This is a genomic window from Geothrix limicola (genome assembly GCF_030268085.1).
GTDB classification, from domain to species: Bacteria; Acidobacteriota; Holophagae; order Holophagales; family Holophagaceae; genus Geothrix; species Geothrix limicola.
On sequence record NZ_BSDE01000001.1, the window covers coordinates 115,124 to 130,349 of the forward strand.

General features: G+C 67.1%; 13 protein-coding genes. 4 read left to right on the forward strand and 9 right to left on the reverse strand.

Features of this window, described 5'->3' with window-relative positions; all coding sequences use genetic code 11:
* Positions 1 to 40 precede the first annotated feature (40 nt).
* The 8 genes from QSJ34_RS00520 to QSJ34_RS00555 form a co-directional block, all read right to left on the reverse strand.
* Positions 41 to 1,351: a pyridoxal phosphate-dependent aminotransferase gene (locus QSJ34_RS00520; RefSeq protein ID WP_285568883.1), complete on the reverse strand. Its 1,311-nt coding sequence runs from the start codon at positions 1,349 to 1,351 to the stop codon at positions 41 to 43.
* 251 nt (positions 1,352 to 1,602) lie between these two features.
* Complete coding sequence (locus QSJ34_RS00525) at positions 1,603 to 2,916, reverse strand: glutamate-5-semialdehyde dehydrogenase (protein WP_285568885.1); 1,314 nt, start codon at positions 2,914 to 2,916, stop codon at positions 1,603 to 1,605.
* 1 nt (position 2,917) lies between these two features.
* Positions 2,918 to 3,769 (reverse strand): glutamate 5-kinase, encoded by an 852-nt coding sequence (gene proB / locus QSJ34_RS00530; protein ID WP_285568887.1) that lies wholly within the window; start codon positions 3,767 to 3,769, stop codon positions 2,918 to 2,920.
* Between the two features lie 226 nt (positions 3,770 to 3,995).
* The gene (locus QSJ34_RS00535; protein ID WP_285568889.1) at positions 3,996 to 5,411 is read right to left on the reverse strand and encodes a pyridoxal phosphate-dependent decarboxylase family protein; all 1,416 of its coding nucleotides are present in this window, start codon (positions 5,409 to 5,411) and stop codon (positions 3,996 to 3,998) included.
* Positions 5,412 to 5,482: 71 nt separating this feature from the next.
* A complete protein-coding gene (locus QSJ34_RS00540) occupies positions 5,483 to 6,259 on the reverse strand; it encodes a carbonic anhydrase (protein WP_285568891.1) in 777 nt (258 codons plus the stop codon).
* A gap of 219 nt (positions 6,260 to 6,478) precedes the next feature.
* Complete coding sequence (locus tag QSJ34_RS00545) at positions 6,479 to 7,777, reverse strand: ABC transporter permease (protein WP_285568894.1); 1,299 nt, start codon at positions 7,775 to 7,777, stop codon at positions 6,479 to 6,481.
* A gap of 10 nt (positions 7,778 to 7,787) precedes the next feature.
* Positions 7,788 to 9,017 carry an ABC transporter permease gene (locus tag QSJ34_RS00550; protein ID WP_285568897.1) on the reverse strand — a complete coding sequence of 410 codons (1,230 nt, stop codon included), beginning with the start codon at positions 9,015 to 9,017 and terminating at the stop codon, positions 7,788 to 7,790.
* Positions 9,018 to 9,026: 9 nt separating this feature from the next.
* Positions 9,027 to 10,247 carry an efflux RND transporter periplasmic adaptor subunit gene (locus tag QSJ34_RS00555; protein ID WP_285568900.1) on the reverse strand — a complete coding sequence of 407 codons (1,221 nt, stop codon included), beginning with the start codon at positions 10,245 to 10,247 and terminating at the stop codon, positions 9,027 to 9,029.
* Positions 10,248 to 10,503: 256 nt separating this feature from the next.
* Between QSJ34_RS00555 and QSJ34_RS00560 the strand changes: the two genes are divergently transcribed.
* From QSJ34_RS00560 to QSJ34_RS00575, 4 genes are all read left to right on the forward strand, one after another.
* Positions 10,504 to 11,694 carry a hypothetical protein gene (locus QSJ34_RS00560; protein ID WP_285568903.1) on the forward strand — a complete coding sequence of 397 codons (1,191 nt, stop codon included), beginning with the start codon at positions 10,504 to 10,506 and terminating at the stop codon, positions 11,692 to 11,694.
* Between the two features lie 58 nt (positions 11,695 to 11,752).
* A complete protein-coding gene (locus tag QSJ34_RS00565; RefSeq protein ID WP_285568906.1) occupies positions 11,753 to 12,709 on the forward strand; it encodes a metal ABC transporter substrate-binding protein in 957 nt (318 codons plus the stop codon).
* Between the two features lie 37 nt (positions 12,710 to 12,746).
* Positions 12,747 to 13,616, forward strand: coding sequence for a metal ABC transporter permease (locus tag QSJ34_RS00570; protein WP_285568909.1), 870 nt, complete (start codon positions 12,747 to 12,749; stop codon positions 13,614 to 13,616).
* Positions 13,617 to 13,694: 78 nt separating this feature from the next.
* Positions 13,695 to 14,189, forward strand: a complete 495-nt coding sequence (locus QSJ34_RS00575) for a ferritin (protein WP_285568912.1) — start codon at positions 13,695 to 13,697, stop codon at positions 14,187 to 14,189.
* A gap of 62 nt (positions 14,190 to 14,251) precedes the next feature.
* Here QSJ34_RS00575 and QSJ34_RS00580 read toward each other — a convergent pair whose 3' ends face one another.
* Positions 14,252 to 15,088 (reverse strand): transporter, encoded by an 837-nt coding sequence (locus QSJ34_RS00580; protein ID WP_285568915.1) that lies wholly within the window; start codon positions 15,086 to 15,088, stop codon positions 14,252 to 14,254.
* Between the last annotated feature and the right edge of the window lie 138 nt (positions 15,089 to 15,226).

Consider the following 15,226-nt stretch of genomic DNA (forward strand, 5'->3'; position numbering starts at 1 on the left):
AGCGGCTCAAAAGGTCATGCGAAGAGTCGTTCTCGTCTGATTATTTCCCGAGGTCTTTGAGCGCTTCGACCAGCCGCTCGGCCGCGCCCTGGGTGCGTTCGACGGGGGTGGCGTAGGAGAAGCGGATCCACTCGGCGCCGTAAGGGCTGAAGAAGGCGCCGGGCACCACCGCCACGCCATGGTTCTCGGCGAAGTGCTGGCCCAGGGGTTCCGAATCGGCCCAGCCCTTGGCTTTCAGGCCTTCCGCGACGTTGATGAAGGCGTAGTAGCCCTGGCCGATGATGTGCGTCAGCCCCTGCTTCTTGAGGAATTCGCGGATCCAGGCGCGGCTCGCGCGGCAGGGTCCGACGATGGGCGCGGCGGCCTCCTGCAGGCCCTTCTCGTAGGCGGCCATGGCCACGGCGAGGCTGAAGAAGGAGGGGATCACGGTGTGCGAGGCCTGGGCCACGATGGTCTTCACCACCTCGGCATCCGCCAGCAGGTGGCAGTTGCGGATGTTCGATCCGCCCAGGCTCTTGGTGATGCCGTCGAGCACCATCAGGCGCTTGCGCAGGGCGGGCTCGAAGGCGCGCAGCAGCACGTTCACATCGTAGGGCTCGTCGTCGCCCACGGCGTGGTACATCCAGTCGAAGAGCACGAAGGCGATGCCCGCCTCCAGCGCGGCGCGGGCGAGTTCGATCTGCCGCTGCAGCGTGAGGGTCTGGCCCGTCGGATTATCGGGGCTGGTGATGACGAGGCCAGCCACCTTGCGGCCGGTCTTCGCGGCTTCGGCGACGCAGGCGCGGATGCCCTCTTCCGAATAGGCCCAGCCTTCCTCGGCTCGGCCGGGGGCCCACATCACGTTGGCGCCGACGCCGTACGGCCCCCAGTTATAGCTGATCCAGGGCACGCGGCTGACGACGATCACGTCGCCCTGGCGGCCGTGACCGAGGGCCAGCATGGCCTGGTAGGCCTTCTGCAGGCCGTCGCGGCCGCCCTGGGTGCCGATGACGTTGGCGGTACCCCAGCCCGTGTCGGGAGCGAGCTTCCAGTAGGATTCGGCGACGATCTTGCGATAGGCCTCGGTGCCGAAGGGCATGTCGTAGGCGGTGCCGTGCTGCTTTTGCAGCTCGAAGGCGCGGTCCAGCAGGGCCTCGGGCACGCCGGGCAGCGAGGCGCCGCCGTCGCCTTGGCTGGCGTCGAAGATGGGCACGCCGGGCTGTTTCTCCTGGAAGACCTTCAGCGATTTGTTGATGAGGAACATGCGCGACGCGGGAATCGGCGCGAGCTGCCCCAGGTGATCACTCACGGGGACGAGGTTCGCCGCGGGCACGGCGAAGGCGGGAGTCTCGGGAGGGAGCAGGTTGGACACGGGTCCTCCAAGGGCGGGCGCGGCGCAGGTGGGCCGATATGAAAAGGTCGCCCCCGCGGAACCGCAAGGGCGACAAACTCAGTCTAAAGAATAGCAGCGGAACCGCTTCTGCATGGACCGAGAATTTGGTGAAGGCAATTCAAAAGGCAAAAAAATTGACGATGTGTTGAATTGGAGACGGCCGGATCGCGAGCATTTCCGGGGCCCGCGGCTGCTAGGTCGAAGGCTGATTATCGATTCATTAAAGTGCTTTATGGCGCTCCTGCTCCTTTGTCTTTGTGTATGAAAGAGCGGGCACCCGGGCCGGAGTAGTCCTCCACGCGATGCCCCCGCCCGCGCAGCAGGTAGCGGTAGCTGAGCAGGCCCTCCAATCCCACGGGGCCGCGGGCGTGGATGCGGCCCGTGCTGATGCCCACCTCGGCGCCGAATCCATAACGGAACCCGTCGGCGAAGCGCGTGGAGGCGTTGTGGAAGACGCCCGCCGCGTCGACCTCGGCGAGGAACCGCGCGGCGACCTCGGCATCCTCGGTGACGATGGCCTCCGTGTGTCCGCTACCGTGGGCGCGGATGTGGGCGAGGGCTTCGTCCAGATCCGTCACCACCTTGAGGGCGAGGATGGGCGCGCCGTACTCCGCCTCCCAGTCCGCGTCGGTGGCAGGCAGGAGATCCGGCGCGATCGCTCGGCAGGCCGCGCATCCGCGCAGTTCCACGCCGCGGGGGGCGAGGTCGGCCACAAGGGCCGGAAGAAGGCGTTCAGCCGCGCCGCGATGAATCAGGACCGTCTCCACCGCGTTGCAGGCTGAGGGATACTGCAGCTTCGCGTCGCGCACGAGGGCGACGGCCATGGTGGTGTCGGCGGCCTGGTCGAGCACCATGTGGCAGACGCCGTCGGCGTGACCCAGCACGGGGATGCGCGTGGCCGCCTGGAGGCTCTGCACCAGCTCGCGGGATCCGCGGGGGATCACCAGGTCGATGAGATCGGGGCGCTGCAGAAGCACCGCGACGGCGGCGCGATCGCCGAGGCCCTGGATCGCCGTTTCGGGCAGATCGGCGTCCCGAAGGGCGGACTGCACGGCCTCCAACAGGATGGCGTTGGAGTGGCGGGCCTCGCTTCCGCCCTTGAGCAGGGCGGCGTTGCCGCTCTTGAGCGCCAGGGCGCTGATCTGGATGAGGGCGTCGGGCCGCGATTCGAAGACGACGCAGAGCACGCCCAGGGGGCAGGCCACCCGGGTGAGTTCGAGGCCCTCGTCCAGATCGCGGCGGAGCTGGATGCGGTGCAGGGGATCGGGCAGCCCCGCCACGGCGCGCACGCCCTGGGCCATGGCGGCCACTTTGGAGGAGTCGAGCTTGAGCCGCTGCAGGCTGGACGCGTCAATGACGCCTTCGGCCGCCCGGACGTCTTCCGCGTTGGCTTCAAGGATGGCGGCCTGCCGTTGTTCCAACAGATCCGCCAGGCGAAGCAGCACGCCGGCACGTTGCTCCGAGCTGGTGGTGGCCAGCCGGCGCGAGGCGGTCCGGGCGGCCTCGGCCTTGGCTTGAATGAGGGAGGGCGATTCCAGGCTCATCTCAGGCTCCCTTTGGTGCGGCGAGGAAGTGGGTGCCCACGGGCTCACCGGCGAGGATCTGATCGAGGATGCGAGGCACGAGTCCCGAGGCCAGCACCACGGGCACACCCGCCCGCGCGGCCACGCGGGCCGCCTCCACCTTGCTGACCATGCCGCCGCGGCCGCGTTCCGAGGTGCCTTCGAGGTTCACCTGCAGGTCGGCGCCGAAGGCCACTTCGGCCAGGGGCGTCGCTTCGGGATCCAGGCCCGGGTTGCCCGTGTGCAGGGCGCTCACGTCGGAGAGCAGCACGAGCAGGTCGGCCTCCAGATGCGCGGCGACGAGGGCCGACAGATGATCGTTGTCGCTGAAGATCGGCGTGCGGCCCGGGGAGGGACGTTCGAGCTCCAGCGTGGAGACCGTGTCGTTCTCGTTGAGCACGGGGATGGCACCCAGTTCCAGCAGGGTGTCCAGCGTGTGACGGAGGTTGGCATGGCGCAGGGGATCGGCGAAGTCGTCCTCTGTGAGCAGCACCTGGGCGGCGCAGAGGCCCATGCGGGCGAAGCCCTCCTGGTAGATGGACATGAGCTTGCCCTGGCCGACGGCCGCGCAGGCCTGCTTTTGCGCCATGCCCCCGGGCTTCACGCCGAGCTGGCGGGCGCCGAGACCCACCGCGCCCGAGGACACGAGCACGGGCTGGGTGCCCCGGCGGCGCAGCTCGGCCACGGTCTCCATGAGGCCGTAGAGACGGCTGAGGACGGGCTGGCCTTCGGCATCCAACACCACCTGGGTGCCGAGCTTGACGACGATGCGTCGGGCGCCGTGGAAGGCCATCCGGTGCGCGGAGGCGTGAGTTCGGTCGAGAGCTTGATGCATGGATGCCTGCCAAAAGAAAAACCCCCGGGTCGGTGGCGACTCCGGGGGTGGATGTGAGCTGAGCGATGCGACGACTGGCTCAGACCCCTCCTACCGGCTCACCGGAGGTGGGCTGGCTAGGGCGCGGGTTGAAGGTCGGCTGATACATCATGTCCTCACAAGTGTGCCGCCCCGGGGCGCCGGATACAACGGGCAAAGCCATACTGATTTTTTATGGATTCATTTGTCAGACGGCTTCGGAAGCCTGCTTCAGTGCAGCCCACAGGGCCTCGACATGCCTGCGCTCCGTGGCTTCGGCGCCGATGCTCACCCGCAGCATCTGCTTGCCCTTGAGCAGGGAGGGCGTCAGATAGGCCTTGCCGCCTTCGTTGATGCGGCGCGCGATCTCCAGGTTGTGGGCGGCGAGGGCGGCCTCGTCGAGGCCGGGCCGCAGGTGGCGGATGCACACGGTCTGCAGGGGCACGGGGGCGAGGCGCTCCCAGTCGGCGACGGCGTCCACCTGCTGCATCAGCCACTGGGCGTTCTCGAGGTCACGGCGCAGGCGGGTCTGCAGCCCCTCCACGCCCACGTCCATGAGGTAGAACCAGAGCTTGAGGGCGCGGAAGCGGCGGCCCAGCTGGATGTGCCAATCGCGGAAGTTGCTCACCTGGCCGTCCTGCGCCGTGCGCAGGTAGCTGGGGTTGGTGCTCATGACGCGGATGAGGTGCTGGGGATCGCGCACGTAGTAGGCGCTGAGATCGAAGCCGACGCCCATCCATTTGTGGGGGTTGAACACGAGGCTGTCGGCGCGCTCCACGCCCGCCCACATCCCGCGGCATTCGGGCAGCACCATGGCCGTGCCCGCCATGGCGGCGTCCACGTGGAGCCACATGCCGTGCTGCTCCGCCAGGTCCGCCATGGCGGCGACGGAATCGATGGAGGTCGTGCCCGTGGTGCCCACACAGGCCACCAGCGCGCAGGGGCGGAGGCCGATCTCCAGGTCCTTCTCGATGGCCTCCTGCAGAAGGTCGAGGCGGATGGCGTGGTTGTCGTCGGTGGGGATGAGGCGCAGGAAACTGCGGCCGAAGCCCGCCAGCAGCGCGGCCTTTTCGATGGAGCTGTGGCCCTGGTCCGAGGCGTAGACCACCAGGGGCGCCTCGCCGCTCTGGAGGCCTTCCTCGTTCTGGGCGTAGTCCGAGCCCTTCTCGCGGGCGCAGAGCAGGGCCGTGAAGGTGGCCGTGCTGGCCGTGTCATGGATGACGCCGGTGAAGGCCGGGCTCAGGCCCACCATCTGGCGCAGCCAGTCCATGACCACTTCTTCGACCTCGGTGGCCGCGGGGCTCGTCTGCCAGCTCATGCCCTGGGCGCCGATGCCCGAGGCGGCCAGGTCGCCGAGGATGGAGGCGTAGCTCGTGTTGCTGGGGAAGTAGGCGAAGAAGGAGGGGTGGTTCCAGTGGGTGATGCCCGGCATGACGTCGCGGTCGAGGGCCGCCAGGGCCTGATCCATGCGGCCCCCGTGCAGGGGCGGATGATCCGGGAAGGCTGCGCGAACCTCGCCGGGCTTGGCCGGGCTCATGACGGGCAGGCGCTCCAACCCTTCGCGGTACTCCGCGATCCAATCCACGAGCTGGTAGCCGAGGCGACGGAATTCTTGGGCGTCCATGGCGTTCTCCTGAGATCAGCGTACCGCCTGCGGAGGGCCAGGCGAACGTCGATCTTGAGGGCCGCTCTGCTTCAGTGGTGGGCCTCTTCAGCCGCGGGGGAGATGGGCTTGAAGAACTGCACCTTCCCGCTGGCCAGGTTGTAGAGGGCGGGGACGATCCAGAGCTTCTCGCTGCCCACGCGCTCACGAAGCAGGGCGGATCGGTCCAGTATGTTCTGCGCCTGCCTGCGCGCGTTGGCCTCTTCGAGGCGCGCCATGTAGGCCTTGCCATCCTCGTTGGGATCCTGGGGGGTGGTCTCCAGCAGGCCCGCCATGCCGGATTGCAGGGCCCAGAGGTTGCCCGGGAGCGGTTTGCCGTTGGCTTCGCGGATGGCTTTGACGGCGCCGCAGCTGGTGTGGCCCATGAGGACGATGAGCTTCGAGCCCAGGTGCTCGACGGCGTACTCGGCGGAGGCGATGCCCTGCAGGTCCGGCGCGTTGCCCGCCTCCCGGATGGTGAAGAGGCGGCCCGCCTCCTGATCGAAAAGCAGGGCATCGGCCACGCGGCTGTCCGAGCAGGTGATGACGACGGCGAAGGGGGCCTGGCCGTTCGCCAGCGCCGCGCGCATGGCCGCGTCGTGGCCCGTGTCCAGGGTGCGCGTGCGCCGGCCCGCCACGAACCGCGCGTTGCCCGCGCTGAGTTCCGCCAGCGCGGCGCTGGGGCTGTCGGGCGCCTCCGCGGCGGGCGCGGGGGCGTGGGAGGCCGGTGCCGCCGCATGGGCCGGAGCCTTGGATTTGGCGGGAGCCCCATGTTCCTGAGCCACGAGGGCGAAAGACGTGGCAAGCAGAAGGGCGGAAAGGCGGCGCATGGCGACTCCAGGGCGATCTATTCCAGATCGGGAGGAGCGGCCTGCTGGGTGAGTTTGCTACTCGTAGCGAAGGGCCGCGGGACCCGCTCCGCGAGGCCAAGCAGGGCGCAGGCCGAGTGGGAGGTCGCGCCAGGGGGCGCGACCGATCGCGGGGGAGCAGGCGCCGTGCGTGAGGCATAGCCGAACGCCCAGGCGCTGGCCCACGGACGAAGATGCGGGTTACTCGTAGCGAAGGGCCTCGATGGGATCCTGTTTCGCGGCCTTCAGGGCGGGCCACAGGCCGAAGATCAAGCCCACGGCCGTGCTGACGCCGAAGCCCAGCACGATGCTCCAGAGGGGGGCCGCCGCGGGGAAGCTGAAGACGAGGCGCACCAGCATGGCGATGCCCAGGCCCACGGCGATGCCGATGGCGCCGCCCACGCCGGTGAGGGCGATGGCTTCGACGAGGAACTGCATGGCGATGTCCTTGCGGGTGGCGCCGAGGGCCTTGCGTACGCCGATCTCGCGGGTGCGCTCAGTGACGCTCACCAGCATGATGTTCATGACGCCCACGCCGCCCACCAGCAGGGCGATGCCGGCGATGAGGATCATGGCCCCGGCGATGCCGCCCGTGATGGCGCGGAAGGTCTCCAACTGGCCTTCGCTGGTGAAGATGGCGAAGTCGTTGGGGTCCTTGGCCTTCAACCCGCGGCGCGTCCGCAGGATCGAGATGCCCTGATCGGTCATGGCCTGCTGCTCTTTGGGATCCTTGGGCACGGTGGCGATGTGGATGGTGTCGCCGTTGCTGTTCTTCACATCGGGGAACATCTCGTCGAAGGTGCTGAAGGGGATGAGCACGATGTTGTCGGCACTGCCGCCGAGGAAGGAGCCGCGCTTCTCCAGAAGACCGATGACGCGGAAGGCGACGCCGTTGATGAGCAGTTCCTGGTTGATGGGGTCGCGGTGGAACCAGAGCGCCTCGGCCACGTCGGGGCCGACGACCGCCGTGCGCGCGGAATGCGTGACGTCGGCATCCGCGAAGAATCGGCCGTCCTCGATGGTGGCGTTGTTCGCCTGCGCGTAGTCGGGCACGACACCCGCCAGGGTGGGGCCATTGGCCTCCTTCCCCTTGCGGTTCTTGAAGGTGGTGGAGGCGGCCAGGGCGGGCAGGTTCAGGTAGCGTTCGGGGCTCACGGCGGCGGCCAGGGTGTTGAGCCGCTTGAGGGCCTGGGCGTCCTCCAGGGTGAGATCGCGGCGCTTGCGCTGCTCCTCGGGCGGTCCCGTGGGGCCGCCGCCGAAGCGGGGTTCGTACTTCTGGTACTGGACGAGGGTGGTTCCGAAACTGGAGAAGGCGCCCGTGATGGCGTCGTTGAAGCCGGCGACGAAGCTCACCATGGCGATGACGGTGGCCACGCCGGACACGATGCCGAGCAGGGTGAGGAAGCTTCGCAGGCGCTGGACGAGGATGGAACGGAAGGCGAATCGGATGTTCTCGATACCGATGCTGCGGAGGCTGGAGCGGGTTTGGGCGGAGGCCATGTCAATCCACCTATTCCGCGCGCAGGGCGTCGATGACGGGCAGGTTGGCGGCGCGCCGGGCCGGGAGGAAGCCCGCCAGCAGGCCCACCACCGTCGAAAGGCCCACGCCCATGAGGACGATGCCCGGCGTGATCTGGGCGGGGAAGCCCGTGGCGGCCTTGACGAGCAGGGCAGCGGCGCCTCCGAGGATGACACCGATGAGACCGCCGGCCATGGAGAGCAGTGAAGCCTCCAGCAGGAACTGGCGCTGGATGTCGCGCTTCCGGGCGCCCAGGGCCATGCGCACCCCGATCTCCTGGGTGCGCTCGGCCACGCTCACGAGCATGATGTTCATGATGACGATGCCGCCCACGCCGAGGGACACGGAGGCGATGAGGGTGAGCAGGACGAAGGTCGCGGTGCTGATCTGGCGCCAGAGTTCCTGCAACTGGTCCTGAGTGAGGAAGCCCACGGGATCGGGGTCGCGCCAGGAGGTATGGCGCAGGGCGCGCAGGAAGGCGCGGGTCTCGTCGATGGAGGCGTCGAGGCCCTCCACGCCGTCCCGGGCCTTGATGAAGTAGTCGAGGGGATCGTTGGGTGCGAAGAAGTTCTTGCGGTAGACCTGGAAGGGGATGATCACCAGCTGATCGCGGTTGATGCCGAGGCCCTTGCCCTCCTTGACCATGTGGCCGATGACGCGGAAGGGCAGGCCGCGCACCATCATGGTACGACCGATGGGATCCTGGTTCGGGAAGAGCTCCTGCTTGATGTCGGCGCCGATGACGGCCACGTTCTGGGCCGCCTCATCCTCGCCTTCGGTGAAGAAGCGGCCGTTGCCCCCGGTGTCCAGGTTGAGGATGCGCGCGAAGTTGGCGGTGCTGCCCACGACGAAGGTATCTGCCAGGCGGTGGGTGCCGTAGTTCACGGGGAGGGTCTTGAAGGATCGCGTGGCCGTCATCGCAGCGTGGCTGAGCACGCCGCTGCTGATGCGCTCGTACTCTTCCCAGGTGAGCTGGGGCCGCTTGACGGCCTGCAGGAATTCCTCCCGGCTGCGGATGATGCCGAAGCGGGTGACGATGTACATGTCCGGCGCGAGGACGATCACCTTTTCCTGCACGTAGCGGTTCAGGCCCGTGATGATGCCCACCACGCCCACGATGGTGGTGACGCCGATGATGATGCCCAGCAGCGTCAGGAAGCTGCGGAGCTTGTGGGCTCGGATGGCCCGGAGGGCCACGCGGAGCAGCTCTTGGTAGGACATGTGAGGCCCTTAACCCTTCTTCTCGTCCTTCTTCTTGCTCTTGTCTTCGCGGACCTGCTCGCCGCCCTTGAGGTCGCGGAGGATGCGGAAGGGGCCGGTGATGACCTTCTCCCCGCCCTTCAGTCCGTCCAGGACCTCCACGTTCAGGTCGCCCAGGAGGCCCGTCTTGACGGCCGCGAACTTGGCCTTGCCGCCTTCGAAGAGCCAGACGCCTTCCTCGTCCCGGGGAGCGCCGGGCTTGGGCGTTTCACCGGGCTTGAGCTTGATCTCGCGGGTCACGAGGGACTGGATGGGGATGGCCAGCACCTGGTTGCGGCTGCCGGTGAAGATGTCGGCCTGGGCCGAGAGGCCGGGCTTGATGGTGAGGGGCGGATTCTTGATCCAGACCTTGACCTTGAACTTGATGGCCTCGTTGGCACTGGCCTTCAGGATGGGGCTGCCGCCCACTTCGGTGACCTCGCCTTCGAAGGTCTGGTTGGGATAGGCGTCGATGCGCACCTGGGCCTTCTGGGCCTGTTTGACGGTGGGGATGGAGGCCTCGTCCACTTCCATCTCGGCTTCGACCTTGCTCATGTCGGAGATGGTGAGCAGCACGGTGCCCGCCTGGTTCTGGATGCCCGGGACGGCGGTTTCGCCCAGCTCGATGCGGCGCGCCGTCACCACGCCATCCATGGGCGCGGAGATGGTGGCGTATCCGAGGCCCACGTGAGACTGGTTCACGTTGGCCTTGGCCTGGTCGGCCCGGCGGTGGGCGCTCAGCTCGGTGGCCTTGGCGGTTTCGAAGGCCGTCTTGGCGTGCTCGAAATCCGCGGCGGAGATGATGCCCGCGTCACGGTTGGTCTTGGCGCGCTCGAAATCAGACTTGGCCTGGGCGAGGTTGGCGGTGGCCGAGGTCAGGTCCGACAGGATGGCCTGGAGGTTGGCCTGCATGGCGTCCGCATTGGCGCGCGCGTTGCGGGGATCGATCTCCATGAGGAACTGGCCCTTCGTGACCCGGTCCCCTTCCTTCACGGCCAGGCGGGTGACCTGTCCGATGATGTTTGCCGAGATATCGGCCTTGGTGACCGCCTGGATCTTGCCGTTGGCGCTCACCTTGGATTCGAGGTTTTCCCGTCCTACGGCAGCCATCTGCACGGCCAGGCCCTTGTCCTGCATGCCGGCGATGCTGAGCCCGCCGACGAGGAGGACCACCAGGCCACCACCCAGGAACCACAATTTCTTCCGCTTCATGTCAAAGGCCTCCCCAAGGGGCAATGGATGCATATGCTTCGCTCAAGTATGCGCGGGGTTTAGTAGGGGAAGTTGTAGATGAAAAATGTTTTCATTGACGGCGAGGGGTAATTGGAAAATGATTCCATTTGTCCTTCGACATCGTGGATCGGGTGGGGTTCCGGCTCCCCTGGTTTTTCCCCGAATGCCGGAGGGCCACAGAGGGGCCCCGCTCCTCGAAATCCCGTTTAACCATGGTCTTGCTCGGAGTGCACCCGTGAACAAAGCCGCTGCGATGCTCCTTGGCGCCGCCACTTGGATGGGGGTGGCCCAGGCCCAGGAGTTGCCTGCGCCCGCCCCGGCCCCCGCACCCGTGAGCGATGCGGCGAAGGCCCAGGAAGAGCGCATCCGCAAGCTGGAAGAGGAGGTCCAGGCCCTCAAGGCCCAGGGCGCCACGAAACCCGAGCCGGTCCAGCTGGGCGGCGCGGGCGGGGCCGCGGCCAAGGCCCTGAACCCTGACATCAGCCTGAACGGGGATTTCCTCGGCGCCATGGGCCGCAACGAGGTCCGGCCCGTGCCGGGCCTGGAGATGCACGAGGCGGAGCTGGGCATCCAATCGGTCATCGATCCCTATTCCCGCGGCGACGTCTTCCTTTCCTTCAGCGACGGCGGCGTCAGCGTGGAGGAGGCCTTCGTCACGCTGACGGCCCTGCCCGGGGAATTCGTCGCCAAGATCGGCAAGATGCGGGCGGATTTCGGCAAGGTGAACACCACCCACAACCACGCGCTGGCCTGGACGGACCGCCCCCTGGTGACGGAAAACCTGATGGGCGGTGAAGATGGCATCGACGACATGGGCATTTCCGTGAGCCGCATCCTGCCGGCCCCGGGTGACCTGTTCCTCGAAGCCACGGGCCAGGTGTTCCGCGGGGAATCCGAAGGGCTCTTCAAGGCGAGCCGGAAGAACGACCTGAGTTATGTCGGCCATCTGCGGGGGTACGAGGATCTGACGGAGAACACGAACCTCGAACTCGGCTACTCCTACGCCCAGGGCCACAACGAACTGGGCCATGACTTCCTGACGAAGCTCAGCGGGGTGGATTTCAGCCTGCGCTGGAAGCCGCTGCGGCGCTCGATCTACAACTCACTCCTGTGGCGAAGCGAGTTCATCTGGAGCCGGCGCGATCAGCTGCTGGGCCCCCAGCGGGCCTTCGGATGGTATTCGAGCCTGGATTACCGGATGGACCAGCGCTGGACAGTGGGGGCCCGCTTCGACTGGTCGGAGCGCGCCACGGCGTCGAACCAGCTGGATCGCGGCGCCTCGGCCCTGCTCACCTACTGGATGAGCGAGTTCAGCCAGGTGCGCGGCCAGTATCGCTTCACCCGCTACGACGGCCGGCAGGACGCCAGTGAGCTCCGGCTCCAGCTCATCTTCGTCATGGGCGCCCACGGCGCGCACCCCTTTTGAAATCGCGGTATAGATCAACCCTGGATCACCCCTGCACACCCTCTCAAGGAGGAACCCGATGAACCGCTCTCCGCATGGCCATCGCCCGAGCCTCAGGCGGCTCCTCCTGGGCGCCGCCGCCCTCGTGGCGCTCTTCGTGTCGCAGCCCCTCCTGGCGGGCGGGAAGCTCAACGTCGTCGCCGCGACCCAGGACCTCGCCGCCATCGCCCAGGAAGTCGGCGGGGACCGCGTCAACATCACCGCCATCGCCCGCGGCTACCAGGATCCCCATTTCGTGGAGGCCAAGCCCAGCTTCCTCCTCAATCTGCGCCGGGCCGATCTGCTCGTGGTGGTGGGCCTCCAGCTGGAGATCGGCTGGCTGCCGCCCCTGATCACCCAAAGCGGCAACCCGAAGATCCAGCCCGCGGCCCAGGGCTACTTCGACGCCTCGCAGTTCGCGGAGATCCTGGAGATCCCCACCGCCCAGGTGTCTCGGGCCATGGGGGATGTGCATCCGCTGGGCAATCCCCACTACTGGCTCGATCCGCAGAACGGGGCGAGGGTCGCCGGCGGACTCGCGCAGAAGTTCGCCCAGCTCAGCCCCGGCGACGCGGGCTATTTCCAGCAGCGCCTGGAGGATTTCAAGAAGCGCCTGGCGGCCGCCGAGCAGCGCTGGGACGGGATGATGAAGCCCTACCGGGGCCGGAAGGTCATCACCTACCACCAGTCCTGGCCCAACTTCATCAAGCGCTTCGGGCTCCAGGTCGCGGACTACGTCGAGCCGCGGCCCGGCATCCCCCCGAGCCCCGCCCACGTGGTGGAGCTGATCTCGCTGATGAAGCGCCAGAACGTGAAGCTCATCCTCGTCGAGCCCTACTTCGACCTGAAGACGCCGCAGAGCGTCGCCCGGGAGACTGGCGGCCAGGTGGTGGTGCTGATGCCTTCGGTGGGCGGAAACGCGGAGACCGGCGACTACATCAAGCTGTTCGACTACGACGTCCGCGTGCTGGCGCAGGCCTTCCAGCAGGTCCGCTGAACGCTTTCGAAAGGGAAGGATAGCGATGGAAATCTTCATGTTTCTGTTGGCGCCGCTGGCGGCCAGCCTGATCCTCACGGGCATCCACGCCTACCTGGGTGTGCACGTGGTGGAGCGCGGCGTGATCTTCGTGGATCTGGCCCTGGCGCAGATCGCGGCGCTGGGCGCCATCGTCGCCCTCATCATCGGCCTGGATCCCCACGGGGCGGGGGCCTACTGGATCAGCCTCGGCTTCACCTTCTTCGGGGCCTTCATCTTTTCGATGGTGAAATCCAAGCGGGGCCACATTCCGCAGGAGGCCTTCATCGGCATCGCCTACGCCGTGGCCTCGGCCGCGGCCATCCTGGCCATGAGCAAGGCCACCGGTGAGACCGAGCACCTGAAGGACATGCTGGTGGGCAACATCCTGGCCGTGTCCTGGAAGGAGGTGGGCAAGACCGCGGGACTCTACGGCGTGATCGGGATCTTCCATTACGTCTTCCGGAGGCGCTTCCTGCTGATCTCGATGAATCCGAAGAAGGCCGAGGCCGAAGGCATCTCGGTCCGCCTCTGGGATTTCCTCTTCTACGCGTCCTTCGGCTTCGTGGTCACCTCCAGCGTGGCCATCGCCGGCGTGCTGCTGGTGTTCTGCTACCTGATCGTGCCTTCCGTCGGCGCCATGCTGTTCACGGACCGCATCGGGCCCCGCCTGGCCATCGGCTGGACCATGGGCACCCTGGTCTCGGCCCTGGGCGTGGTGCTCTCCGTCAAGATGGACACGCCCACCGGCGCGACCATCGTGTGCACCTTCGGCGGCGTGCTCGTGCTCATGTTCCTCATCCACCTGCTGATCTACCACAAGCGCGGGGGCAGTTCGCAGACCCTGCACGGCGCGGGCGACCGGGCCTACGAGGCTGAAAACCGGTAGGGCGGCCCTGCGGAAGGAGGGCAGGCTGGGAGGGGCTTCCCCTTCCGGCTACACTGCCCGTCCAACCCAGGAGGTCCCATGATCAGTTCGACCATGCAGGACGCGTTGAACGCCCAGATCAATCTGGAGCAGTACTCCGCCCAGCTCTACCTGGCCATGAGCGCCCACTGCTCGGGCAAGAGCTTCAAGGGCTTCGCGCACTGGCTGACGGTGCAGGCTTCCGAGGAGACGGCCCACGCCGCCAAGCTCATCCAGTTCCTGCTGGACCGGGGCGGGCGCCTCGAACTCAAGGCCGTGGCCGCGCCTCCGAAGGAATTCGGCGGCGTCATCCATGTCTTCGAGGAGACCCTGGCCCACGAGAAGAGCATCACGGGCCGCATCAGCGCCCTCTTCGAGCAGGCCCGCCAGGAGAAGGATCACGCCAGCGAGATCGCCCTCCAATGGTACGTCACGGAACAGGTCGAGGAGGAGTGCCGGATCGGCGAAATCGTCGACCACCTGCATGCCGTGGGCGACCAGGGCGGCGGCATCTGGTACCTGGATTCGAAGATGGGCAAGCGCGGCCGGAGCTGAACGCCTCCTGGAAACGCCAAGGGCCGCTGTGGAGCGGCCCTTGATCCATGGATTGAACCAGGTCATTTCACCTTGGTGAAGGGGTGTTCGAAGCTCAGGTAGAGGAAGACGGCTTTCTCGCCGCGACTGGCGCCGACGCCGATGGGCACGGCGATGCCGGGCACGATCTGGAGGCCGCTGGGGAAGTTGTAGGCCCAGCGGATGCCGGGGCTCAGGTAGGTGAAGGTCTGGGGCTCGGTGCGGTCCGGCCCGACCACGCCCTGGCTGCGGGTGTGCACGTATTCGAGCATCACGTTGAAGCGCGGTGAGGCGAGCCAGATGAAGCTTTGGCCGAAGGTCAGGTCCTGGGTAGTGGCCTTGTCGCCAGCCTGGTTCTTGGCGTTGGGCGTGCGCGTGGCGCCGACGTTCCAGTGGGAGACGAGTGAATCCGAAAGCACCCAGCTCACCGGAACCATCACCTGCACGCCCGTGGCGCCGCGTCCGTAGCCCTGCTTCTCGTCGCCGGTGGGCAGCAGCACCGAGAGGCGCGGCGCGATGGCCACCTTGGCCTCGCCGTCACCCAGGAGCTGGTAGCGGTAGTTCAGGGCGACGTCACCGAAGGCCTGCTTGCCGTCGAGCGAGGCGCCCAGGCGCTGCCAGGGCAGGGTGAAGCTGAGCTGGTGGGCCAGGCCGCCCACGGGCCATTCCTGGGTGAAGGTGTAGATCCAGTCCTTGCTCTCCTGGTAGCGGGTGAAGGTGCTGATGTGCTGCACCACGCCCGGCTCCTGGTTGTAGGCCTCCTCCACGAGGAAGGAGTTGTCCTGGATGGGGCCTTCCTTTTTCTCCTGGGCCGTCAGGGCGGTGGCCAGGAGGAGGACGGGAAAGAGTCGCTGGATGGGGGAGGGGGTGTAAGTCTTCATGAAAACGATACTGAGTCTCATTTGTTCACCATTCAAGACCTCTTGGTTCAGAAGTGACGATGGTCACGGAGCGCCTTCATCTCGGCGTCTGCCAAGACCTACGCCTCATCGCCAGCACGGAGAAGGGCTTGATTCCTG

Coding starts and splice junctions, on each gene's coding strand:
- QSJ34_RS00525 (WP_285568885.1), bottom strand. CDS start 2,916: ATGAGCCTGGAATCGCCCTCCCTCATTCAAGCCAAGGCCGAGGCCGCC.
- proB (WP_285568887.1), bottom strand. CDS start 3,769: ATGCATCAAGCTCTCGACCGAACTCACGCCTCCGCGCACCGGATGGCC.
- QSJ34_RS00535 (WP_285568889.1), bottom strand. CDS start 5,411: ATGGACGCCCAAGAATTCCGTCGCCTCGGCTACCAGCTCGTGGATTGG.
- QSJ34_RS00540 (WP_285568891.1), bottom strand. CDS start 6,259: ATGCGCCGCCTTTCCGCCCTTCTGCTTGCCACGTCTTTCGCCCTCGTG.
- QSJ34_RS00545 (WP_285568894.1), bottom strand. CDS start 7,777: ATGGCCTCCGCCCAAACCCGCTCCAGCCTCCGCAGCATCGGTATCGAG.
- QSJ34_RS00550 (WP_285568897.1), bottom strand. CDS start 9,017: ATGTCCTACCAAGAGCTGCTCCGCGTGGCCCTCCGGGCCATCCGAGCC.
- QSJ34_RS00555 (WP_285568900.1), bottom strand. CDS start 10,247: ATGAAGCGGAAGAAATTGTGGTTCCTGGGTGGTGGCCTGGTGGTCCTC.
- QSJ34_RS00565 (WP_285568906.1), top strand. CDS start 11,753: ATGAACCGCTCTCCGCATGGCCATCGCCCGAGCCTCAGGCGGCTCCTC.
- QSJ34_RS00570 (WP_285568909.1), top strand. CDS start 12,747: ATGTTTCTGTTGGCGCCGCTGGCGGCCAGCCTGATCCTCACGGGCATC.
- QSJ34_RS00575 (WP_285568912.1), top strand. CDS start 13,695: ATGATCAGTTCGACCATGCAGGACGCGTTGAACGCCCAGATCAATCTG.
- QSJ34_RS00580 (WP_285568915.1), bottom strand. CDS start 15,088: ATGAAGACTTACACCCCCTCCCCCATCCAGCGACTCTTTCCCGTCCTC.